The organism is Zhihengliuella salsuginis (assembly GCF_014651715.1).
Lineage (GTDB): Bacteria > Actinomycetota > Actinomycetes > Actinomycetales > Micrococcaceae > Zhihengliuella > Zhihengliuella salsuginis.
Genome location: NZ_BMXK01000008.1, coordinates 135,686 through 158,403 on the forward strand (window position 1 = coordinate 135,686; position 22,718 = coordinate 158,403).

Annotated in this window: 25 protein-coding genes and 1 other RNA gene; 6 read left to right on the forward strand and 20 right to left on the reverse strand. The window is 66.9% G+C overall.

Annotated elements, in window-relative coordinates:
* Window positions 1-46: 46 nt before the first annotated feature.
* Together IE069_RS10460 and IE069_RS10465 are read left to right on the forward strand one after the other, a co-directional pair.
* A complete protein-coding gene (locus IE069_RS10460) occupies window positions 47-496 on the forward strand; it encodes a fluoride efflux transporter FluC (protein WP_189350255.1) in 450 nt (149 codons plus the stop codon).
* Window positions 496-882 carry a fluoride efflux transporter FluC gene (locus IE069_RS10465; protein WP_189350257.1) on the forward strand — a complete coding sequence of 129 codons (387 nt, stop codon included), beginning with the start codon at window positions 496-498 and terminating at the stop codon, window positions 880-882. Before IE069_RS10460 ends, IE069_RS10465 begins: the two co-directional genes overlap by 1 nt.
* Before the next feature lie 36 nt (window positions 883-918).
* Here the strand turns inward: IE069_RS10465 and IE069_RS10470 are convergent, their stop codons facing one another.
* The 17 genes from IE069_RS10470 to IE069_RS10550 form a co-directional block, all read right to left on the reverse strand.
* On the reverse strand, window positions 919-1,347 hold the full coding sequence (locus tag IE069_RS10470; RefSeq protein WP_189350259.1) for a DUF2568 domain-containing protein: 429 nt from the start codon (window positions 1,345-1,347) through the stop codon (window positions 919-921).
* 205 nt (window positions 1,348-1,552) lie between these two features.
* Window positions 1,553-1,928: a transfer-messenger RNA gene (gene ssrA, locus IE069_RS10475) on the reverse strand.
* Between the two features lie 94 nt (window positions 1,929-2,022).
* Window positions 2,023-2,535, reverse strand: a complete 513-nt coding sequence (smpB, locus tag IE069_RS10480) for an SsrA-binding protein SmpB (RefSeq protein ID WP_189350261.1) — start codon at window positions 2,533-2,535, stop codon at window positions 2,023-2,025.
* A gap of 54 nt (window positions 2,536-2,589) precedes the next feature.
* A complete protein-coding gene (locus IE069_RS10485; protein ID WP_189350263.1) occupies window positions 2,590-4,125 on the reverse strand; it encodes a M23 family metallopeptidase in 1,536 nt (511 codons plus the stop codon).
* 74 nt (window positions 4,126-4,199) lie between these two features.
* Window positions 4,200-5,114 carry a permease-like cell division protein FtsX gene (ftsX, locus tag IE069_RS10490; RefSeq protein ID WP_189350265.1) on the reverse strand — a complete coding sequence of 305 codons (915 nt, stop codon included), beginning with the start codon at window positions 5,112-5,114 and terminating at the stop codon, window positions 4,200-4,202.
* Complete coding sequence (ftsE, locus tag IE069_RS10495) at window positions 5,111-5,914, reverse strand: cell division ATP-binding protein FtsE (protein ID WP_189350267.1); 804 nt, start codon at window positions 5,912-5,914, stop codon at window positions 5,111-5,113. Before ftsE ends, ftsX begins: the two co-directional genes overlap by 4 nt.
* A 239-nt stretch (window positions 5,915-6,153) precedes the next feature.
* On the reverse strand, window positions 6,154-6,795 hold the full coding sequence (locus IE069_RS10500; protein ID WP_189350273.1) for a 3-oxoacid CoA-transferase subunit B: 642 nt from the start codon (window positions 6,793-6,795) through the stop codon (window positions 6,154-6,156).
* 10 nt (window positions 6,796-6,805) lie between these two features.
* Complete coding sequence (locus IE069_RS10505; RefSeq protein ID WP_189350275.1) at window positions 6,806-7,585, reverse strand: CoA transferase subunit A; 780 nt, start codon at window positions 7,583-7,585, stop codon at window positions 6,806-6,808.
* 111 nt (window positions 7,586-7,696) lie between these two features.
* Window positions 7,697-8,809, reverse strand: coding sequence for a peptide chain release factor 2 (gene prfB, locus IE069_RS10510; protein ID WP_189350277.1), 1,113 nt, complete (start codon window positions 8,807-8,809; stop codon window positions 7,697-7,699).
* Window positions 8,810-8,827: 18 nt separating this feature from the next.
* A complete protein-coding gene (locus IE069_RS10515; protein ID WP_189350279.1) occupies window positions 8,828-9,286 on the reverse strand; it encodes a hypothetical protein in 459 nt (152 codons plus the stop codon).
* The gene (locus IE069_RS10520; protein ID WP_189350280.1) at window positions 9,286-9,777 is read right to left on the reverse strand and encodes a hypothetical protein; all 492 of its coding nucleotides are present in this window, start codon (window positions 9,775-9,777) and stop codon (window positions 9,286-9,288) included. The genes IE069_RS10515 and IE069_RS10520 overlap by 1 nt, the downstream gene beginning before the upstream one ends.
* Window positions 9,770-10,201 (reverse strand): TadE/TadG family type IV pilus assembly protein, encoded by a 432-nt coding sequence (locus IE069_RS10525; RefSeq protein WP_189350282.1) that lies wholly within the window; start codon window positions 10,199-10,201, stop codon window positions 9,770-9,772. Before IE069_RS10525 ends, IE069_RS10520 begins: the two co-directional genes overlap by 8 nt.
* Window positions 10,202-10,221: 20 nt before the next feature.
* Complete coding sequence (locus IE069_RS10530; protein WP_189350381.1) at window positions 10,222-10,401, reverse strand: hypothetical protein; 180 nt, start codon at window positions 10,399-10,401, stop codon at window positions 10,222-10,224.
* 89 nt (window positions 10,402-10,490) lie between these two features.
* Window positions 10,491-11,420, reverse strand: a complete 930-nt coding sequence (locus IE069_RS10535; RefSeq protein ID WP_189350284.1) for a type II secretion system F family protein — start codon at window positions 11,418-11,420, stop codon at window positions 10,491-10,493.
* An 8-nt stretch (window positions 11,421-11,428) separates the two neighbouring features.
* Window positions 11,429-12,283, reverse strand: a complete 855-nt coding sequence (locus tag IE069_RS10540) for a type II secretion system F family protein (protein ID WP_189350286.1) — start codon at window positions 12,281-12,283, stop codon at window positions 11,429-11,431.
* Window positions 12,280-13,506: a TadA family conjugal transfer-associated ATPase gene (locus IE069_RS10545; RefSeq protein WP_189350288.1), complete on the reverse strand. Its 1,227-nt coding sequence runs from the start codon at window positions 13,504-13,506 to the stop codon at window positions 12,280-12,282. Before IE069_RS10545 ends, IE069_RS10540 begins: the two co-directional genes overlap by 4 nt.
* A 428-nt stretch (window positions 13,507-13,934) precedes the next feature.
* Window positions 13,935-14,384, reverse strand: coding sequence for a hypothetical protein (locus tag IE069_RS10550; RefSeq protein WP_189350290.1), 450 nt, complete (start codon window positions 14,382-14,384; stop codon window positions 13,935-13,937).
* A gap of 289 nt (window positions 14,385-14,673) precedes the next feature.
* Here IE069_RS10550 and IE069_RS10555 point away from each other — a divergent pair, with 289 nt between their 5' ends.
* Together IE069_RS10555 and pknB are read left to right on the forward strand one after the other, a co-directional pair.
* Window positions 14,674-14,922, forward strand: coding sequence for a WhiB family transcriptional regulator (locus IE069_RS10555; protein ID WP_189350292.1), 249 nt, complete (start codon window positions 14,674-14,676; stop codon window positions 14,920-14,922).
* A gap of 144 nt (window positions 14,923-15,066) precedes the next feature.
* A complete protein-coding gene (pknB, locus tag IE069_RS10560; protein ID WP_189350293.1) occupies window positions 15,067-17,088 on the forward strand; it encodes a Stk1 family PASTA domain-containing Ser/Thr kinase in 2,022 nt (673 codons plus the stop codon).
* Here the strand turns inward: pknB and IE069_RS10565 are convergent.
* The 3 genes from IE069_RS10565 to IE069_RS10575 form a co-directional block, all read right to left on the reverse strand.
* Complete coding sequence (locus IE069_RS10565; protein WP_189350295.1) at window positions 17,062-17,523, reverse strand: hypothetical protein; 462 nt, start codon at window positions 17,521-17,523, stop codon at window positions 17,062-17,064. The two genes, pknB and IE069_RS10565, sit on opposite strands and share 27 nt — an antisense overlap.
* Window positions 17,524-17,604: 81 nt before the next feature.
* Complete coding sequence (locus tag IE069_RS10570) at window positions 17,605-18,993, reverse strand: class II 3-deoxy-7-phosphoheptulonate synthase (RefSeq protein ID WP_229791089.1); 1,389 nt, start codon at window positions 18,991-18,993, stop codon at window positions 17,605-17,607.
* 78 nt (window positions 18,994-19,071) lie between these two features.
* Window positions 19,072-19,830 (reverse strand): lysophospholipid acyltransferase family protein, encoded by a 759-nt coding sequence (locus IE069_RS10575; protein WP_189350298.1) that lies wholly within the window; start codon window positions 19,828-19,830, stop codon window positions 19,072-19,074.
* Window positions 19,831-19,974: 144 nt separating this feature from the next.
* Here IE069_RS10575 and IE069_RS10580 point away from each other — a divergent pair, with 144 nt between their 5' ends.
* Both IE069_RS10580 and IE069_RS10585 read left to right on the forward strand, forming a co-directional pair.
* Entirely contained in the window at window positions 19,975-20,826 is an 852-nt protein-coding gene (locus IE069_RS10580) for an alpha/beta hydrolase (protein WP_189350300.1), read from the forward strand.
* Between the two features lie 94 nt (window positions 20,827-20,920).
* Window positions 20,921-22,714: an AMP-dependent synthetase/ligase gene (locus IE069_RS10585; RefSeq protein WP_189350302.1), complete on the forward strand. Its 1,794-nt coding sequence runs from the start codon at window positions 20,921-20,923 to the stop codon at window positions 22,712-22,714.
* Window positions 22,715-22,718 lie beyond the last annotated feature (4 nt).

Consider the following 22,718-nt stretch of genomic DNA (forward strand, 5'->3'; position numbering starts at 1 on the left):
ACCTACGAGCCGCTCCCCGCTCTTCCCGGCGCGCGCCGTAGGCGCCGTGGCTGCTGCCGGATTCGCCGGCACCCTGCTCCGCTACCTGCTCGGGCTGGCCTTCGACGATCCCGGCGGCCCGCTGGCCTCCGATCCGGCGTCGCTGGGGTGGGGCACATTCGCCGCAAACGTCCTGGGCTGCCTCGTACTCGGCCTCCTCACCGGCTGGTGGGACGCAGCAGGGCGCCTGCACGCCTCCGGGTCGGGCACTGTGCGATTGGCTGCCTCCAGCGGGTTGCTCGGCTCGTTCACCTCGTTCTCCGCCGTCGCCGTCGCCGCGCCGCTCTCCGGCCTGGCTGGCTCCGGAGACACCCCCCTGCTGTGGTTCTTCACTGGGCTGACGGCCCTGTCCTGCCTGGTGGCGGCGGCGTCCGGCCTGGTTCTCGGCCGTTCGATGGAATTCAAGGCACGTCCGGAGCTGGATCACCGCGACCATCCCCGGAATGAGGCGGAATGATGAGCGGACTGCTACTCGCCCTGGCTGTAGCCGCAGCGGGGTCCGCCGGCGCCGTCACCCGCGTCTGGTTGGACCTTCTGCTTCAACGACGCGGCCCGGACGGAGTGCCGCTGGGGACCCTGGGAGCCAATGCGGCCGGCTCGTTGATTCTCGGCGCCGTCCTGGCTGCTTCGCTCGCCTCCGGGCTCGACCACGAGGTCCAAACCATCCTGACCGTGGGCCTCTGCGGCGGGTTGAGCACCTACAGCTCGTTCGGCGTAGCGACGATGAAGGAGTGGCTCGCCGGACGCTATGCCCTGGCCGGACTCAACGCGATAGCCAATCTCGCCTTGGGGTACGCTGCCGCCGCCGCGGGATGGCTGGCCTACGCGGCTCTGACCGGATGAAGCACCCGGCCGACGCGGAAGGATCCGAGTGGGCGGCTACCTGGCCGCGCGCCGCCCGGTCGGACGCTGCCGGGAATCGTCCCCGCTGTCCACGGCCTCGGCGCCTCGCAGTCTGCGCATTTCCTCGTCGGTTCTGCGCATGGAGCCGCGGAGGCGCCACGTCAGCCCGATGCTGACGAATGCGAGAACCAAGAAGATCCAGCCGAAGGACAGGTGCTCCAAGCCGATGAGCACGATCGCGCCGGCGATGAAGAGGCCGTGGGCCACCACAGGGCGGACGGGCCACATCAGTCGCCACTTCGAATTCGAGGTGATGAAGACGGCGGTCAGCACGGCGGCGGGCACTCCGGCCATGGCCACGGCGAGCATGGGCGCCAGGTCCCATATTGCGATGGCCCACATGACGACTGCGCCGATCAGGGCGACTTCGAGCAGGAACGAAAGCGCATTGGCAGCCTTGGTCATTCGAAGAGCGGTCCTTCCCCACACGATATTCGTTGGACACGTGATGACATTCTATCCACGAACCGCGCTCGACGAATGCCGCGCGGCCTCAGAAGCCGTGCCCGGCGCCGACGCTGCCGCCGGATCGGACGGGCCGCCTTGGTGCGCGCACGAAGTACGACAGGCAACAAAAAACCCGCCCGGGCGCGATGCCGGAGCGGGTTGTTCGTGGAGATGGCGGGAATTGAACCCGCGTCCGATGAGGTGTTGCCTGGTCTTCTCCGGGCGCAGTTTGCTGTGGGATTTCTCTGCCCCATAAGCCGACTCGCAAACATGCGGCTTGCATCCCTGGGCACAGTCGCCTAAAAGTTCCGAGTACATCAGCGACGAATGTACTCAGCAGTGGCTATCTAATCGACGCCAGGTCCAGGGGCGATAGCATCCCCTGGCTGACGGACTGTCTGGCTACTTAGGCAGCGAGAGCGAAGTCAGTGCGCTTAGATTCGGCACTTATTGGTTTGCAGAGGGCGTTTACGAGATAACTCTGCATCCTCGGCCCGCTTCTCCTGACGCGACTCACACCGTCGAAACCGATCATCCCCGTATGTTGTTGTCAATGATGGTCTCCCACCACAACCCCGAAGCCGAAACCCCGGAAGTATCTAGTCTAACGCACTACAGGACGAATTTCATTCCCTAGGCACTGCGCCGGTTGCGCTCACGCATGGCACGCAGCGCCTCGCGGTTGTCCTGCTTCTCGCGCAGCGTCTGCCGCTTGTCGAACTCGCGTTTGCCGCGGGCGACCGAGATCTCGATCTTGACCCGGCCGTCCTTGAAGTAGAGCTGCAAAGGCACGATCGTATTGCCGCCGTCCTGCAGTTCCCGCTGGATCTTCGTCAGCTCCTGCCGGTGCAGCAGCAGCTTCCGCCGGCGCCGCGCCGTGTGATTCGTCCACGATCCATTGAGGTACTCCGGGATGTAGACATGCTCGATGAAGAGCTCGTCACCGTAGAACTGTGCGAACCCGTCCACCAGGGAGGCCTTCCCCTCGCGCAAAGACTTGACTTCGGTCCCGGTGAGGACCATGCCGGCTTCGAACGTGTCGAGCAGCGTGAAATCATGGCGCGCCTTGCGGTTGGACGCAATCACACGGTTCGACGGGTCTTTGTCGATCTTCTTTTTGGCCACGGAAACCTCCCCTTCCAGCATCGGGTTCCACACACGGCAGAACAACCATCCTACGCTACGGGGCGGTAGACCGGGTCAGAGCAGGCCCAGCGGGTTGACCGCCTGACCATTCAAAATCGTCTCGAAGTGCAGGTGGCAGCCGGTCGAGTTGCCCGTCGTTCCGACATAGCCGATGACCTGGCCCTTGGAGACGTTCTGTCCGTTGCCGACGGCGATCGAGGACATGTGGTGGTAGTTCGTCGCGAGCGCGCTGCCACGCACCACACCGTGGCTGACCGTGACCTTGTTTCCCGAGCCGCCGCCCCAGCCGGCGAACCAGACCTCGCCACTCGCCGCAGCGTAGACCGGACGGCCGCAGGCGCCTCCGAATCCGTAGTCGATTCCAGCGTGGACGTAGCCGCCGGCTCCCCCGTAGTCGATTGTTCCCGCGGGGGTCGGGCGCCAACCGAATCCGGACGTCAGGTAGGCGCCGGCAGCCGCAGGGCTCCGCAGACCCCATCCGCTGCTGCTGCCGCTGCTGGCCGAGCCCGAATTGCTCGACCCGCCGGAACTGGACTCGCGGGCCGCCTCGCGCTCGGCATCCGCGGCCTCTCGTTCGGCCTGTTCGGCCTGACGCTGCTTCTCCTGATTGGCCCGCTCGCGCTCCGCTGCTTCGCGCGCCTCACGGGCCGCTTCGCGCGCCTCTCGAGCCGCTTCGGCCTTCCGCCTGGCCTCCTCTTCCGCCTTGCGACGACGTTCCTCGACTTCGCGCTTGAGCTCCTCCTGCCGCTCGGCGATGTTGGAGATGACCTGCTGCTGCTGTTCTTCGTGCTGGGCGATCTGGTTCTTGATCTCAGGGCGTTTGGCTTCGAGCTGGCGGCTGAGACTCGCCGCCTCGCTGATCAGATTGTCGACCTCGCGCTTCTTCGCAGCCGCGTCATCACGCGCCGTCTGCTCACGGGCGAGTGCCGCCTCGGCCTCGGCCTTGAGGTCGCGGATCTCCTGCTCCACGGCTTCGAGCCGAGCCTCCGCGTTGCGTTCCGTCGCCGCCTTCTGGCTGAGATCGCTGAGGACGGCATTCTGACTGCGAAGTGCCTGACCTGCGAGATCCAGACCGTCAGCAAGATTGCCCTTCTCCCCTGCGTCCAGCATCAGGCTCAGGTTGCTCGACACCCCGCCACGCTTGTATGCCTGCGTCGCAATCTGCCCGATCACCTCGCGCGTCTCGTCGATCTTCTCCTGATCCTGTTCAAGATCCCGGGTCAGATCATCGCGGGTCTGCTCCGCTGCCGACACACGCTGTCCGAGTGATGCGACTTCTTGAGCCGCTGACTGCACACGCCCCTCGGCCTCGGCCAGAGCCTGGCGGGCACCCGGGAGCCGCGACTGGTAGTCCTGGAGCTCGGCAGCAGTCTCCTGGATGTCCTTGTCCAGGAATTCCAGGTCCGTCTCCAGCCCGTCGATCTTGCCTTCGATCCGATTCTTCTGTTCGCCCTGGTCCTCAATCTGCTGTTTGAGGTCGTCGAGTTCGTCGGCTGCGGCGCCGGCAACTCCCAGCCCGACTGCCAGAGCAGCGGCGAGCGCACCACTCAGTACGGCCCGGGGCCAAACGCAGCTCTGTCGCTCTGCCAAGGACTTTCCTTCCAGTAGATCGTTCCGCCGTCAATGGCCGAACACTTCAAGTAGACCGTTATCGAATCGAGAGGTCAAACTTTAAGGTAACGCCTCAACGTTAACATTGAGGAGATACCCGCGAGTAGTGCCCCCAAAATCACCAGTACCGGCGCGATCACCCAGACCTGAGAACTCGCGATGAACGCGGTGCCCGGATACTGCTGGGCCAGCTGGCCCTCGATGAAGAATCGTGCAACGGCCCACAGGGCACCGCTGGCCAGCATCGCACCGATCACGGCCGCGATGACGCCTTCGAGGACGAACGGCAGCTGGATGACCAGCTTGGATGCGCCGACGAGCCGCATGATGCCGGTTTCCCGACGCCGGCTGAACGCCGACAACCTGATCGTCGTGGCAACCAGGAGCACAGCGCAGACGATCATCACACCTGCAATGCCGAGCGAAACCAGCGACGCGACATTCATGATGGAGAAGATCTGCTCGAGGAGCTCCCGTTGGTCCACGACGACGTCGACGCCGGTCATGGACGAGAAGAGCTCGTTGATGACCTCGTACTTCTCCGGATCGACAAGTCGGACGCGGAAGGACTCCGGAAGCTGATCCGCGGTGACGGTATCGACGATCGGAGAGTTCTCGAACTGGTCCTGGAAGTGCGTGAGCGCCTCATCCTGGGTCTCGTGCTGGTAGCTCTCAACGTACTGCGCGACGGCGGGCGACTCCATCTTCGACTCGATGTCGGCGCGCTGCTCGTCCGTCACTGCACCTGCCGCGCACGTCTGCGAACTCGAGTTGTCCGCGCAGAGGAAGATCGAAACCTGGACCTTGTCGTACCAGTAGTCCTTCATCTGGTTGATCTGCATCTGCAGCAGGGCCGCACCGCCGATGAAGGACAGGGACACGAAGGTCACCAGGACGACGGAGACGACCATCGACAGGTTGCGGCGCAGGCCGGAACCGATCTCGCTCAGGATGAATGCAAGCCTCACAGCTCGTCCTCCTCGGAATCGAACGGGGCAATAGCCTGGCTTCCGGCCGCTGACGCGACACGGACTTCCCCGGCCGGCTTGAGCTCGCGGGTTCCGTCGGCATTGACGACGGGGATCATGGCCGTGTATTCGCCGGACTTCTCATCGCGGACGACGCGCCCATCCGCCAGCTCGATGACACGTCGGCGCATGCTGTTGACGATGTCGTCGTCGTGTGTGGCCATGACGACGGTCGTGCCGTTCTGATTGACCTTGTCCAGGATGTTCATGATGCCGACGCTTGTGGCCGGATCGAGATTTCCGGTGGGCTCGTCGGCCAGCAGGATCCCGGGCTTGTTCACGATCGCGCGGGCGATCGCCACGCGCTGCTGCTCCCCGCCGGAAAGCTCGTGCGGCATGCGGTGCTCCTTGCCCTCGAGCCCCACCAGCTTGATCACCTCGGGCACGGTCTCCCGGATCAGGTAGCGGCTCTTGCCGATGACCTGCATCGCGAAGGCCACGTTGCCGAACACGTCCTTGTTGGGCAGGAGCCGGAAGTCCTGGAAAACGACGCCGATACCCCTCCGCAACCTCGGTACACGCCACGACGGGACACGCGCGACGTTCTTGCCGGCCACGTAGACGTCACCGCTCGAGGAGCGCTCTTCGCGCAGGACGAGACGGAGGAAGGTCGATTTGCCGGATCCGGACGGTCCGACGAGGAACGTGAAGTCCCCCCGGTCGATCTCGAGGTCAATACCGTCCAGAGCAGGGCGCGACTTCTGGTCGTACACCTTGGTGACGTTTTCGAATCTGATCATGACGGTTCTGCCCACGCCAACCACCGGTAATAGGTTACGCGCGCGGGACTTTGCTGGGGGAAGGTACAGCACCGGCACTTGCACTTTAGCTGCCTGCGGGCGATACCCGCCGCAAGACCCTGCGCGTGTCGTTACCAGTCTGTTATCGACCGTCAGGACCATTCGTGATTCGATCCGGAAACACGACGGCGGCGCGGACCGAGACATCGTTGTTCTCGGGCCGCGCCGCCGGTGCGGGTCTAGGCCCGCGGAGCGATCGTCAGGGGCGCACCGGTCGCTGCGACCACGTCGTCGGTCGACACACCCGGTGCGGTCTCGACGAGGACCAAGCCGTGCTCGGTGACGTCGATGACCGCGAGGTCGGTGATGATCCGATCCACGACCCCCTTGCCCGTGAGGGGGAGCGTACATTCCTCGAGAATCTTCGCCTCGCCGGCCTTCGTGACGTGCTCCATGAGGATGACAACCCGCTCGGCTCCGTGGACCAGGTCCATCGCGCCCCCCGGCCCCTTGACCATTTTTCCGGGGATCATCCAGTTGGCGAGATCTCCGGTGGCGGACACCTGCATCGCCCCGAGGATCGCCGCGTTGATCTTGCCACCACGGATCATTCCGAAGCTGGTGGCAGAGTCGAAGTAGCTGGCACCGGGGTTGACCGTCACCGTTTCCTTGCCGGCGTTGATGAGGTCTGGATCGACGGCGTCCTCGTCGGGATAGGGGCCCACGCCCAGAATCCCATTCTCGGACTGCAGGACGACGGTCACGTCGTCGGCAACGTAGTTCGGGACCAGCGTGGGAAGGCCGATGCCGAGGTTGACGTAGTTGCCATCGTGCAGTTCAGCCGCGGCGCGCTGCGCCATCTCTTCACGTGTCAGTGCCATGGTCGCTCCCCTAGGCCTTCTCTGCGGATCGGACGGTTCGCTTCTCGATGCGCTTCTCGATTCCAGTGCCCACCTCGACGAGGCGGTGTACATAGACGCCGGGCAGGTGCACCTGGTCCGGGTCGATCTCGCCGGGTTCGACCAGTTCCTCGACCTGGGCGATGCAGACCCTGCCGGCCATCGCGGCCGGAGGTCCGAACTGACGGGCGGCCTTGTTGAAGACGAGGTTTCCGTGCCGGTCGCCCCGGAGCGCATGGACGAGGGCGTAGTCGGTCACGATCGATTCTTCGAGGACGTAGTCGTTCTCGGCCCCTCCGGGCGCGAACGGACGCACTTCTTTGCGTTTGGAGGCCTGCACGACGGCGCCCTCGGCGTCGTACTTCTGCGGGAGGCCGCCGTCGGCCACCTGGGTTCCGACGCCCGAGCGTGTGTAGAAGGCGGCGATGCCGGATCCACCGGCCCGCAGTTTCTCGGCCAGGGTTCCCTGGGGCGTGAGCTCCAGTTCGAGTTCCCCGCTGAGGTAGCGGCGCGCGAATTCCTTGTTCTCGCCGACGTACGACGACGTCATCTTGCGGATGCGTCCGGCCTCGAGCAGGACTCCCAGCCCCCAGCCGTCGACGCCGCAGTTGTTGGAAACCACCGACAGATCGCCGGCACCCTGCGCGAGGAGCGCCTCGATCAGGGCGATCGGGTTCCCCGACAGCCCGAAACCGCTGACGGCGAGCGAGGCGCCATCGGGGATGTCGGCTACCGCTTCGTTGGCGGTTCCGACCGTTTTATCGATAGTCATCGACCCTCCAGCCTGATTCAGGCGCAGCGTCCCTGCTGCGCCACTATGATCCTAGCCACAAAATCGGCTCAAGTTAAGGACCATTAACATCAGGTTCGGCGATCAGGCCCGTCAGGCTTGCGCGCGCTGCCCCGCCCGCCAGCGGATGCCCGCGTCGATGAAGCCGTCGATGGCTCCGTCGAACACGGCGTCCGGCTGCGTCTCCTCGTGGCCGGTGCGCAGGTCTTTGACCAACTGCTGGCCGTAGAGGAAGTAGGAGCGGATCTGGTCGCCCCAGCTCGCCGTGATGTTGCCGGCGAGTTCCTTCTTCTTCGCTGCCGCTTCCTCCCGCTGCTGCAGCAGCAGCCGCGTCTGCAGGACGCGCATGGCTGCCGCCCGGTTCTGGATCTGCGACTTCTCGTTCTGCATCGACACGACGATTCCGGTCGGCAGGTGGGTCATGCGTACCGCCGAGTCGGTGGTGTTGACCGACTGGCCGCCCGGACCCGAGGAGCGGAAGACGTCGATGCGGATGTCGTTCTCCGGGATGTCGACTTGCTGCGCCTCCTCCATCAGGGGGATGACTTCGACCGCGGCGAAGCTCGTCTGGCGCTTGTCGGCGGACCCGAACGGGCTGATGCGCGCGAGCCGGTGGGTGCCGGCTTCGACGGACAGCGTCCCGTACGCGTACGGTGCCTCGACTTCGAACGTGGCCGACTTGATGCCGGCGCCTTCGGCGTAGGAAGTGTCCATCACCTTGGTCGAGTACCCCTGCCGTTCCGCCCAGCGAAGGTACATGCGCAGCAGTATCTCGGCGAAGTCCGTCGCGTCATCGCCGCCGGCTCCCGATCTGATGGTGACCACAGCGGCCCGCTCGTCGTACTCCCCGGAAAGCAGGGTGATGACTTCGAGATCCTGCAGCGCCTTCTGCAGGCTAACCAGTTCGCGGTCCGCGTCGGCCAGCATGTCGGCGTCGGCTTCGTCGGCCGCCAGTTCGACCATGACCTCGAGGTCGTCGATTCGCGAGACGATGCTCTCGAGCCGCTTGAGCTCGGCCTGACGATGCGAGAGCTTCGAAGTCACCTTCTGCGCCTCGGCGGGATCATCCCAGAGATCGGGGGCGCCGGCCTGCTCCGAGAGGTCTGCGACATCGACGCGAATCGCCTCGATGTCGCTGACGGCCTCGATCGAGGAGTAGGTCGCGCGAAGGGCGCGGATTTCTTCGGAAAAATCAGTTGAAGCCATGGTGCCCTCAAGCCTACGTCATTGATTCATCGCCGACCGCGCGTCGGCCTCGACCCGAATCGGAATGCCGCTGGGGACGAACCAGCCGACGATCGGGGGGTCGACTTGCGCTTCGAGGACGACATAGGCCGTTCCCCCGTCCGCCGAGGCTCTCGCTCCGGCCAGATTCAAGGCCTGGAAGCGCGCCGAGGCGTTGGTCCGCCCGAGGTGTGTCTCGCTCCGCGCCCGGACCGAGCTGTCGGACAGGCGCACAGCTCCGCCGCCGAGGGCGGCACCGTTGGCGGCCGCGTCGGCGACCCCGTCGGCGACGGACTGGAGGCGGCGTGCCTCCAGATTGACCGATGTCGCGGCGAGCATGGCGCTGATGGCGAGGAGGGCGATCACCACGTAGCCGATGATGAGGATCATCGACTGGCCGGTTTCGTCCTCGACATGGCCTCTGAGGCCGGCTCCTGCCTGCCGGCGTGGATGCGCCACTAGAGACCCCCGAAGATCCGGGTCGCGTCGGCGTCGACCGCGCCGACCCCGGCGTCGACGCCCGGGGGCATGAGTGGCAGTTCGATGTCGATGGACACCGCGACGGTGACCGTCCCGTCCCGCTGCATGCATCCAGGCGTGCACGAGTAGTCGATCGTCACCGATTCGGCGGAGAAGCCCATGTTCTCGCCGGCGCGCGTCGCGGCGTCGTGCGCTCTGGCGGCCCCACTGGACTCGTCCCGCGCATTGGCGAAGGCATGTGCGGCGTGGTCGGCCGCGCCGACGGCGGCGTAGCTTGCGGCCTGGATCTGCCCCGCCGTGAGGATCAGGTAGACCAGAGGAACGAGGAGGACAACCCCGAGCATGATGAATTCGACGACTGCCGAGCCGGACTCGTCGGAGGCGAGGGCCCGCATCGCACGGGACTCGAAAAGCCGACTCCGTCCGCTCGGGCCGGCGGGGAGGACGCGCCGCTGTTTCGAGTCAGTCATAGCCGAGAGCCTCACCGCTGACCGTCAGGTCCCCTGCAACGGGCAGGAATCCCATCAACGGGAAGCTGGTCTCGATGACAACCCGCACCCCGTTCGCGTCAGCCACCCTGAATGTCGCCGCCGAGACGTTCTCGGCGAATCGCGGTGAGAGGGACTCCGCGACGATCCCCCGGGTCCGCTGCGCGCCGTCCTCCGCCGTCCGGTCCGCCAGCGCGCCGTAGCGGGCACCGGCAGCGGCCGCGTCCATCAACGTGTTGCGGACGTGCAGGACGAGGGCGAGCTGCAGCACGGAGATGAAGACTGCGGTCAGGAGCGCGACCACCATGACGAATTCGGCGACGGCGGCACCGGATTCACCGGATGCGGGGTTTCTTCGGCGCGAGGGCTCGACCGCCTGCTCCCCTGCCGCGTCGTTGATTGTCATAGTGCGCTGAGACCGCGTGTCTAGCCGAGCCCGGAAACGCGGTTGATCGCCTGCTCGAAGAGGTCGCTCAGACGCGGACCGGCAACGGCCAGCAGCGCGGCGACGAGCACGGCGGACATGAGGGTGATCATGACCCAACCCGGGACGTCGCCCCGTTCGTCGCGGCGGACCCGGTCCGCCAGGCCGATCACGAGGGACATCGTGCTGATGAGAAGCGCGTGGCCGAGGCCGCCGTGCTTGATGAGGTTCTTCATGGTTTCGCTCCTGGTGCGATTGGTGATTGCTTGTTCTAGAGGTTGAGATCGATCAGGGACAGGCCCGGGTAGACGGCGAAGATGATGGTCAGGGGCAGGACGCCGAAGACGACGGGAACCATCATCCCGATCTCCTTCTTGCCGGCCGTCTCCATGAGTTCCCGCTTCGCCGCGTCGCGGACGTCCTGCGCCTGGGCGCGCACGACCTCGGCAATGGGTGTTCCGCGTTCGACGGCGACCGTCAGTGCGTCCACGAACCGGGTCATCGCCGAGAGCTCGACGCGATCCGCCATGCGGTTCAGCGCTGTCGTCAACGGCGTCCCGGCGTGGAGGTCGGCCAGCGTGAGTTGGAACTCCTCCGCGAGGTCGCCCTCGACGATGCGCGAGATCCGCTCGATGGCGCCGGTGGTGCTCTCCCCCGCCGCGACAGTGAGTGCGAGTAGTTCGGCGACGCTGGGGAACTGGCTCAGGATTCGCCGGCTCCGGCGCTGGATCTGCTCTCCGAGGTACCACTCGCGCAGCAGGAACCCGGAGACGGTCGAGACGATCACCAGTATCGTCGCGACCAGCCAGTGCGTCGACCCGGCGAATGTCCCGAAGACCGCCCAGACCAGCGACAGGAGCAGCCCGACACCGGCCCAGCCGAGCTGGGAGGCCCTGAACTCGGTCGTAGTCATCCGGAGCCCGGCCTTCCGCAAGCGGGCCTGAAGGTGGCCGCTGATGGGGTTGATCCGGTTCACCCAGACCGTGACGTCCGCGAGGATGGGGCCGAACAGGGTGCTGATGGGTCCGAGGGCGGCATCCCGCGGTTCCCCTCCACCGAGAAGACGGGACCTGACCACTCGGGAACGCAGTTGAGGCGCGACCCGGTCCGCGAAGGAGACAGCACGCATGGCGGGCAACCGGACGAAGACCAGCCAGAGACCGGCTCCGAGTGCGCAGCCGACAGCGAGGGACCACGTCATGATCGGGCTCACTTGATCACCCGCTCTTCTTCCGGCAGGGACCCGATGCGCAGCATGACCCGGTAGCAGATGAGCGAAACGAGCAGACCGCCGAGCAGGACGCCGGCCCCTGTCCACGTCGAGTAGGCCGCGACGGCCTGCGGTTGCATCGACAGCAGCAGGAGGATCGCCCACGGAGCGCCGACAGCCAGACGGGCGGCGTTGACCGTCCAGGACTGCCTGGCCTCGAGCTCGCCGCGCGTGCGGGCGCTCTCCCGCAGGAACGTGCTCAACGTCGCCAGCATCTGCCCCAGATCAGAACCGCCGACCTCGCGGGTGATGCGCAGGGCGGTGATGATCTTGTCCGCAACCGGGTCCGCGAGGCGGTAGCGGAGCCGTTCGGCGGCGTCGTTGAAACGACCGCTGGCGCGGTAGTCGAGGGCGAATTCCCGGAAGTGCAGCTGCAGGTCGCTGGGTCCCTGCGTGCTCAACTGGGCCAGTGCGTCCGGGAGGGGCAGCCCCGCGCGGATCGCGGAGCGCAGGTGGTCGACCACCTCGGGCCATTGCTCGCGCAGGGCTGCGGCACGCTTGGCAGCCCGCCACCGGAGCACCGCCCACGGAATCGCGGATCCGAACGATCCGAAGAGCACCGCCATGATCGGGGCCGTCGTCGCGAGCAGGACGACGAATGCGCAGACGACACCGCAGATGATGGACGCGGTGATGAAGCCGCGCTGCGAGAGGTTCTGGATCCCGGAGCGGAGGATCAGCCGCTCGACGCGGCTGGACGTCCGCGCCGTATTCGGTGTCGCCGGAACAACCCAGGCCGAACGCCAGACGAGGAAGAGCCCCATCCCGAGCGTGAGGCCGAGCAGGAGGCTCACGCAACGACCTCAGCAAGTTCGGCGAGATCGACACCGGCCCGTTCGAGCTTGTCGTGGACCAGTTCCGCATTGTTGTTGACCACGAGTTCGCCGCCGATCCGCGTGAAGAGCTGCGAACTCTCGATGACGCCGTTCTCCACCCGCTGCCCGAGCTTGACGATTTCGGACACCTGCCGGTGGCCGCCCGGCATGCGTTCGCAGTGCACGACCAGGTCGATGCTGGTCGCCACCGTGGGCACGACGAAGTGCGGGGTGATGTTCTCACCGGCCAGCAGCGGAAGCGTGCAGATCTTGGTGATGGCGTCGCGCGCGCTGTTCGCGTGGATACTGGCCATGGCGGGAAGACCGGCATTCATCGCGATCAGCATGTCGAGGGACTCGGCTTCGCGGACCTCGCCGATGATGACGCGATCAGGGCGCATGCGCAGCGCCTCCTTGACGAGGCGGCGCATCGTGATCTCGCCGCCGCCTTCCAAGTTGGCCTGCCGGCACTGCATCGAGACCACGTCGCGGCGGTTCACCTGGAGCTCGAAGATCTCCTCGATGGTCACGACTCGTTCGCGTACGCCGATGGCCGACGTCAGGCAGTTCAGCATCGTCGTCTTGCCGGCCTGCGTCGCTCCGGAGACGAGGACGTTCATCCCGCTCGAGATGGCAGCCTGCAGGTACCGGGCAGCGGCGGGACTCAACGATCCCAGCTCCACCAGCTGGTCGATCCGCTGTGCGCGGGCGACGAACTTGCGGATGTTCACCGACCAGTGACGGCGAGTGATGTCCGGGATCACCACGTGGAGACGGGAACCGTCCGGCAGCGCCGCGTCCACGAAGGGCGACGACAGGTCCAGCCGGCGACCGGAGGGTTTGAGCATTCGCTCGACGAGAGTCTCGACCTGTTCGTCGGAGAGCCTGATGGACGTCAGTTCGCTCGTACCGCCGCGGGCACAGAACACCTGGGTCGGGCTGTTGATCCAGATCTCCTCGATGGTCGGATCGTCCAGCAGGGGCTGGAGCGGGCCGAATCCCGCTACCGCGTCGAACACCTCGCGATTGACCTCGTCAAGTGCACCCAACCGCGGCAGGGTCCCGCGCATCGACCGTTCGTCGTAGTCCCGCACCGCGTCGTAGACGATGCGACGGACCTCGTTGCTCTCCCGCGCCGGGTCGAGACCGCGCATGCGAATGACTTCGCGGACCTCTTCCTCGACAATTCGGACACCGTCCACCGCGTGACTCCCCTTCAGCTACCCTGCGCTCTGTCAGCCCGAGTGGAAATAGCAACCAATTAGGCATAACTGAGGCTAGCCAGCATGGGCGGTCATTACCAACCGGATCTTGGAAATTGTGGATAACTTTCTTCACCTGCGGCGGCACCCCGGCGGGGCGGCCCAACGCAGCGGGCGGGTCGCGCTGGCTGCACGAGAACCCCGATCCCATCCGGACAGGGGCCGAGAGGCCTTCACCCGACAGGGCGCTGATCAGGCGGTCGACACCGAATCGGCCCCTTCCGTCGCGGCCGGAGAAATCCCACCCGGGGTAGCCCCGCCTCTCCGCAGCAGCACGGAAAGAAGACCACTGGAGCTTCCGTCACACCCGGGGCGCCGGTTGGCGCACGTCCACCGCCAGCCCGGCGCAGCAGGCCGGATTGGACTCGCTACTCGCGCCGGAGCTTCTCGGTGGCCGCCAGGTGCCGCATGGTCGATCCACTGAAGACCAGCAGGATTCCCGCAGCCGCCGGCACCAGCAGAGCCCAGCCGAAGGCCGCGGTCATACCATCATTCGCTGGACTAATCAGGGGCACCGCCAAGATGATCTGGAAGATCTGCCACACCACGATGGCAGCCCGGGTCCAGGCCTTGCCCCCAGCGAAGCTCCAGCCGACCCATCCCTGCCAGGCCGCGGCCCCGAGCATCACCGCGAGCAGGAAGAGGCGGCCGGGCAGTCCTACCGGCCCGGGCTGACCCAGCTGCGCCGCATAGCCGATCGCAATGCCGACGAGGGCCAGGGCTTCCAGTGCGAGGATCGCCACCACTGCTGCCACAGGGACGGACACGCGCCGCCGGCCCGCGCGCGAGGACCCTCCGGCGTCTGGGGAATCATTCATGCCGAACAGCCTACCGACCCGCTCAGCGCACTCAACGGCACCCCTTCCATTGGGCTTCCATTGGGCGGTCATCCTATGCCATGGTTGTGATGAAGGCCTCAGCGTATCGCGCCATTTTCTCTTGTTAGACCCTTGTTTACGTATCCGTAACGTGAAAACCTAGATTGGCGGCGCTAGGATATAGCCTTTTGTGCTCAAATTCGCGCGCCGCTCTCTCGGGAATCCTCCAGTCCATTCTCTGCAGGGCCCCGACCCATACTTCACCCCACACCAAGGAGCATCATCAAGCATGGATTGGCGTAGTCGCGCGGCCTGCCTGGACAAGGACCCGGAGCTTTTCTTCCCCGTCGGGAACACCGGCCCTGCCCTGCTCCAGATCGAAGAGGCCAAGAGCGTATGCCGCTCCTGCGAGGTGGTCGACACCTGCCTGCAGTGGGCCATCGAAAGCGGTCAGGACGCCGGCGTCTGGGGCGGCATGAGCGAGGACGAGCGCCGCGCCTTGAAGCGTCGCGCCGCCCGCGCACGACGAGCCTCCTGAGCAGACCGGCCTGCCAGCGCAGGGGCCGTTCCCGTCTCACGGGAGCGGCCCCGCCGTCGTTAAAGGACCCCAGCAGCATCCCCGGACCGCCGTAGGTCCGCGTTGATCCAACGAAACGCGACGACGGGTCGCTACCATCGGAACGTGGCAGTACAGGGAAACGACCCCCTCTTCGGGGCAACGATCGACGGCCGGTACCGGGTGGAGTCCCGTCTGGCCCACGGCGGCATGTCCACCGTGTACCTGGCCACAGATCAGCGCCTGCACCGCCAGGTCGCGCTCAAGGTCCTGTCGCCGCATCTGGCCCAGGACCCGAAGACCGTCGACCGCTTCGAGAACGAGGCCATCAACGCGGCCAAACTCTCCCACCCGCACGTGGTGAACGTCCTCGACCAGGGCGTCGACGGCGAGAACGCCTACCTGGTCATGGAATACGTCCGCGGAAACACCCTCCGCCAGGTGCTTCGCGACCAGGGAAGGGTCACACCCCGGCACGCGCTCCAGCTGTTGGATGCCATCGTCGAGGGCCTTTCCGCCGCCCACGATGCCGGGCTCGTCCACCGGGACATGAAACCGGAGAACGTGCTGCTCACGCCGGACGGCCGGGTGAAGGTGGCCGACTTCGGGCTGGCCCGCGCGGCGAGCAACAACACCTCGTCGGGGACGCTGGTGGGAACCGTCGCCTACATCTCCCCCGAGCTCGTGACGGGCGATCCGGCCGATGAGCGCAGCGACATCTACGCCGTCGGGATCATGCTGTTCGAGCTCCTCACGGGGCGTCAGCCCTTCACCGCGGAACTGCCCATCAACGTCGCGTTCAAGCACGTCAACGACCCCGTCCCCGCACCCTCCACCGTGGTACCGGGGCTTGCCGCCGATCTCGACGAGCTTGTCGAGTGGTGCACGGCGCGGGACCCGGAGAACCGTCCGCACGACGCCGGTGCGCTGCTGGGCGAGATCCGGCACATCACGGGTTCCCTGACCGACGGGCAGCTGGACCTCGGCCTGGACCCGGATGCCCCGCCGGCCGCGGCGGCATCGAACGTGCCCGCCGCGAACTCCGGTGCCACCGAGGTCATCCCGGCGCACCGCGATGCGACCACGGTGATCCCCGCGGGTCAGGCGGCAACCCGCGCCCTGCCGCGGACACCGGAGGCGGGCCCCGAGGCTCCCGCCGCGGCAGAGGAGAAGTCTCCGCGCCAAGCCCGGCGAACGGCCAAACGCGAACGCAGGCAGTGGAAGAAGGACGCCCAGATCCCTCTGGAGTCCCTCGAGGCGCACCCGAAGCGACGGGGATGGCTCTGGGCGATTCTCGTCTTCATTCTGGCCGCCGCCCTCGGAACCGCCGGCTGGTTCTTCGGCATGGGCCCGGGCGCCCAGGTGACGGTGCCGACCTTGCAGGGCCGCCCCGCCTCGGAGGCCTCGGCCGAGCTGGCAGCCCTCGGCGTCGACTGGGAGCAATCGGAGGTCTACGACGAGACCATCGACGAGGGACTGGTCGTCGGCACGGACCCGTCCGCGGACGTCACGATCCGACGGTTCCAGGACGTCGACGTCCTCGTCTCCCGAGGGCCCGAGCTATTCCCCGTCCCCAACGTCCGGGGTCGAACGCAGGAGAACGCCGAAAACGTGATCGCGCAGGCTCAACTCGGCACGGGCGAGGTCGACGAGTCCTACGACGAATCGCTCCCGGCCGGAGAGATCCTCTCGCAGGACCCGGTGGCCGACGAGGAGGTACGGCGCGGAACAGAGGTCTCCTTCGTCGTCTCGCTGGGTCCGGCGCCCGTCGACGTCCCGGACGTCACCGGCGAGACCGCGGAGGCTGCCGAAGAACGGCTGACCGGGGCCGGACTGGCAGGACAGGCGGCCGGCGAGGAGTTCAGCACGTCCGTGCCGGAGGGCGGCGTCGTCTCGCAGGACCCGGCCGGCGGCAAACTCGAGCGCGGAGGCACCGTCTCCTACGTGGTGTCCAAGGGACCGCGCATGATCGATGTCCCCAGCTTCGTGGGCCAGCAGGCGGAGGACGCCGAAGCAGCGCTCGAGGAACTGGGCTTCGAGGTGCGGGTCGAGAAGGTTCTGGGCGGCTACTTCGGCACCGTGCGCGACCAGGACCCGGCGGGCGAACGCGCGGCCGAGGGGTCAACCATCACCATCACCGTCGTCTGAGCCGCCGGAGGTCTCCGGAAGATCCAGGCGGGGAGAGCCGTCCTCTAGAACCGTCGCCTGACGGCCGGTATGGCGCTCCCCCGATGTCATGACGACGTCGACGGTCGCCCACGAGCCGTTCCAGGCGTAGGCCTCGATCGATTCGACCTCGGGGTACGCCCGCAGGATGTTCGCCTGGAAGTTCTCGCGGGCCGTCGCCAGTCCCGCCACCCCCGACCCGGCCAGAGCCGCCGTCGCAACGATCAGCACGCCGCCCACGATGGCCTCAGTCCGGATGCTCCGCTTGTGCGCGTAGGTGCGGTAGCCGGGCCGGCCGCGGCGGAACCGCAGCCAGCGACCGAGCGCGTGCAGGACCAGCGGGAGGGCGGCCAGCAGACACACCAGCGCCACGGCGATGAAGATCATCGGGGTGAAGTAGTCGACATCCAGGTACATGTTCACACCCTACGACGACGGCGTCCGGCGGCTCCCGCTGCCGGGAGCCGCCGGACGCCGTCGTACCCGCCGGTGAACGCGCTAGGCGCGCGGTCCGCGCGCCGCCAGCGCGCCCGAGACCAGGAACGCCATCTCGAGGGACTGCCTGTGGTTGAGGCGCGGGTCGCAGAGGGACTCGTACAGGTCGTCGAACTGCTCCTCGCGGATCGGGTCCGCGCCGCCGAGGCACTCGGCCACGTCGTCGCCGGTCATCTCGACGTGCAGACCGCCCGCCACCGTGCCGAGCGAATCGTGGACCTCGAAGAAGCCGCGGACCTCGTCCATGACGTCGTCGAAGCGGCGCGTCTTGTAGCCGTTGGCGCTCGTGACCGTGTTCCCGTGCATCGGGTCCGTCACCCAGACCACCTCGGCGCCGGAGGCCGTGACCTTCTCGACGAGGTTCGGCAGCTTCTCGCGGATGTTCGGCGCACCCATGCGCGAGATGAAGGTCAGGCGGCCCGGCTCGCGGTTCGGGTCCAGCTTGTCGATCAGGGCCAGCGCGTCGTCCGGGGTCGTGGTCGGGCCGAGCTTGACGCCGATCGGGTTGCGCACGCGCGAGAGGAAATCGACGTGGGCGCTGTCGAGGTCGCGGGTCCGCTCTCCGATCCACAGGAAGTGCCCCGAGGTGTCGTAGGGCAGCCCGGTCCGCGAATCGGTGCGCGTCAGGGAGCGCTCGTAGTCGAGCAGCAGCGCTTCGTGCGCAGCGAAGAACTCGGTCCGCTTCATGGGTTCGAAGTCGGCGCCGCACGCCTCCATGAACCGCACGGCGCGGTCGATCTCCGCCGCGAGGGACTCGTACTGCTTGTAGGCCGGGTTGGCGCGGAAGCCCTGGTTCCACTGGTGCACGGCGCGGAGGTCGGCGAAGCCGCCCTGTGTGAAGGCCCGGATCAGGTTCAGCGTGGACGCCGAGGTGTGGTATGCCTGCACCATGCGCGCCGGATCGTGCCGGCGGGACTCCTCGGTGAAGTCGTAGCCGTTGACGATGTCGCCCCGGAAGGCGGGCAGCGTGACGCCGTCGCGCGTCTCCATGTCCGACGAGCGGGGCTTGGCGAACTGCCCGGCCATGCGGCCCATCTTGATCACGGGCATCGACGCGCCGTAGGTCAGAACCACCGACATCTGCAGGATCGTCTTGACGCGGGCGCTGATCTTGTCGGCCGTCGCCCCCTCGAAGGTCTCGGCGCAGTCGCCGCCCTGCAGGAGGAACGCGCGTCCCTTCGCCGCTTCCGCCAGGCGTTGGCGCAGGATGTCGACCTCGCCGGCGAAGACCAGCGGGGGCAGGGCCGCCAGCTCGTCGACGGCGCGGCGGTGCTCGTCGGTGCCGCTCCAACTCGGCTGCTGCTTGATCGGCAGCTCACGCCACGCATCGAGCCCGGGGTCGGTTGCAGGGCCAGGGACAGGCGCCGTCAACGGCGCGGATTCGGTTCCAATCTCGCTCACACCTACCAGAGTAGAACCGAATCGGCCACGACCCGCATTCCGGTCCGTAATATGGTCACGCCCCGCGGGTCAGCGCCCATCCGGCGCAGGACCGCTTTCGTCGGAACCACCGGCGGCTCTGGCCCCCTTCGCCCCGGCCGCTTTCCGCTCGGCCACGAGCTGGTCTTTGACCGTGGCGGCGTAGACGTCCGCGTACTCCTGCCCCGACAGCCGCATGATCGCGTACATGATCTCGTCCGTCACGGAACGCTGAACGAACCGGTCTTCCTCCAGGCCGGCGTATCGCGAGAAGTCCAGGGGCTCGCCGATGATCATGCCGACGCGCCGGATGTTGGGGACGGTCTTCCCGATCGGCTGCACCTTGTCCGTGCCGATCATCGCCACCGGCACCACGGGCACTCCCGTCGCCAGGGAAAGCTTGGCGACGCCGAGCTTTCCCCGGTAGAGCCGCCCGTCCGGGCTGCGCGTGCCCTCCGGGTAGATGCCCAGGAGATTGCCGTCGAGCAGCGTCTTCTCCCCGGCGCCCAGCGACTGCTCCGAAGCCCGCCCGCCGGACCGGTCCATCGGCAGCTGGTTCGTCATGCGGAAGAAGGCCGCAGTGACCTTTCCCTTCAGTCCTCGCCCCGTGAAGTACTCGCTCTTCGCGAGGAACACGACCGGCCGGTCCACCTCGACCGGGAGGAAGACGGAGTCCGAGACGGACATGTGATTGCTGGCGAGGATCGCACCGCCATCAGTCGGGATGTTGTCGAGCCCCTTCACCCAAGGCCTGAACAGCATCTTCACCAACGGTCCGATCAAGAGCCGCTTCATCACCCAATAGAACACGGGGGTCGCCTTCCACCTGATATTCGTGTGGCCCTCGGCCCGGCGCAGACCGGGTGACGAGCGGCAGTCGTCTACGCTCTACTTTAGGCACAACCGGGCCGCAGGTGCCTCCTGCGGTCGATCTGCTTCCGTACCAGGAGCCTCATGAGTGCAACTTCGGACCCCGCGCCCGCAAGCACCGGACACGACGACGGCACCCCGCCCCGCCGTCGTCTCCCGCGCCTGCCCTCGTCGCCGGCCGCCGGCTTCCTGTCCCGCCCCGCGGCGGTGTCTTCGCGACGCCCCGGGGCGGCCGTCCTCGTCATCCACGGTTTCACCTCGTCACCGGCCAGCATGCGGCCATGGGCCGAAGCTCTGCTGGAGGACGGCTACACGGTGAGCCTGCCGGTGCTGCCCGGGCACTGCACCAGCTGGCAGGACCTGGCCCGCACGCCGTGGACCGCATGGCGCACCGCCGTGACGACCGCCTACGACGAGCTCCAGCGCAACCACGCGCGGGTCTACGTCTGCGGTCTGTCGATGGGAGGCGCGCTGGCCCTCGACCTGGCCGCACGCCGGGCGCCGGCCGCGCTGGCCCTGGTGAATCCGGCCCTGACCTTCGCGAATCCGACGGCGCATGTCGCCGGCGCCCTCAAGCTGGCCGTGCCGTCGGTCGCCGCCATTGCCAACGACATCTCGCGGCAGGGACAGGACGAGCACGCCTACACGCGCACACCCGTGGCGGCGGTCGAACAGCTGGGACGCATCATGAGGCAGGCCGCCGCGTCACTGCCCGGCGTGAGCGCGCCGACGATCGTCTTCCGGTCGACCACGGACCACGTGGTCCCGGACACGAGCATCGCCGTCCTGGACCGCCGACTCGGGACGCCGGCGGGCCTCCGGCGCTTCGTGAGCCTGGAGAACAGCTTCCACGTGGCGACGTTGGACCACGACGCCGACACGATCTTCACCGAGACGCTGCGGTTCTTCGACCCGGCAACGACCAGCGGCGTCTGACCTGCCGGGAAACTTGTTACTATTCAGTAGAACTGTGATGCGGGCCACGCTCGTGGCGTATCATCGAGAACACGACAACTCTAGGGAGGGTCCCGTGCGCGAGAAGAGCGTCGCCCCACTGATCGTCAGCCCGACGGACACCAACGCCACCGATTTCGTCTTGCGGCAGGAGGAGAATCCCGAGAACCTGCCCCTGTTCTCCGTACCCACGGAGACGGAGGCATGGCGCGACGTCTCCGCCCGCGACTTCGGTGCAGACGTCCGCAGCATCGCCAAGGGCCTGATCGGCTCCGGCCTCGAACCGGGAGCCCGCATCGGCATCATGTCGCGCACGCGCTACGAGTGGGTACTGGTCGACTTCGCGATCTGGTTCGCCGGGTGCGTCTCGGTACCCGTCTACGAGACCTCGTCCCCGTCCCAGGTCGGATGGATCCTCGGCGACTCCGAGGCCACGGCCGCGTTCGTGGAGTCCGGGCGGCACGAGAACGTCGTCCGGTCGGCCGCGCAACAGGAGCAGCTGGCCGTCGAGCACGTGTGGCAGCTCGAGGGCGACGGTCTGGACGCCCTGCGCGAAGCCGGCGCAGACGTCTCCGACGACGACCTGGAGGCCCGGCGCTCGTCCCTGGGCCTGGAGTCGCTGGCGACCATCATCTACACGTCGGGGACCACTGGGCGCCCCAAGGGATGCGAACTGACCCACTCGAACTTCGTCGAGTTGGCCGAGAACGGCGTCGCCTCGCTGAAATCGGTCGTCTACCCGGGATCGTCGACCGTCATGTTCCTGCCGCTGGCCCACGTTTTCGCCCGCTTCATCTCGGTCCTGGCCGTCGCCGCCGGATCGCGCGTCGGGCACACTCCCGACGTCAAGAACCTGCTGCCGGACCTGCAGAGCTTCGCGCCGACGTTCCTGCTGGCCGTGCCGCGGGTGTTCGAGAAGGTCTACAACAACTCGATGCTGAAGGCGGAGGACGCCGGCAAAGGCAAGATCTTCCACGCTGCTGCCGACACCGCGATCGCCTGGTCGGAGGCTCAGGAGAACGGCGGTCCATCACTGCCGCTCAACCTCAAGCACAAGCTGTTCGACAAGCTCCTCTACAGCAAGATCCGCGCGGCGATGGGCGGCAAGGTGACCCACGCCGTCTCGGGCGGCGCGCCGCTCGGCGACCGCCTCGGCCACTTCTTCCGCGGCATGGGCGTGACCATCCTCGAAGGCTACGGCCTGACGGAGACGACGGCGCCGATCACGGTGAACACCCCCACCACGAACAAGGTCGGAACCGTCGGGCCGCCGCTGCCCGGCAACGCCGTGAAGATCGCGGACGACGGCGAGATCCTCGCGAAGGGAGTCTGCGTCATGCGCGGCTACTACAAGCGGGACGACCTCACCGCCGAGGCCATCCGCGACGGCTGGTTCCACACCGGGGACATCGGCGCACTCGACGAGGACGGCTGCCTCAAGATCACGGGCCGCAAGAAGGAGATCCTCGTGACCGCCGGCGGGAAGAACGTCATCCCGGCGCAGCTCGAGGACCGGATCCGCTCGCATGCGATCGTCTCGCAGTGCGTCGTGATCGGCGATCAGCGCCCATTCATCTCCGCCCTCGTCACGATCGACGAGGAGGCGCTTCCGGGCTGGCTCCAACGCCACCACTTGGGGTCGGCCACGGTGGCGGAGGCGGCGGAACTGCCCCAGTTGCGCGCGGAGATCGAGCAGATCGTCGAACAGGCCAACGAGCAGGTCTCCAAGGCGGAGGCCATCAAGCAGTTCCGGATCGTCCCCTCCGACTTCACGGAGGATTCCGGCCACCTGACGCCGTCGATGAAGATCAAGCGCGCCCAGGTGATCAAGGACTTCGCCGGCATCATCGACGACATCTACTCGGCGTAGCGCG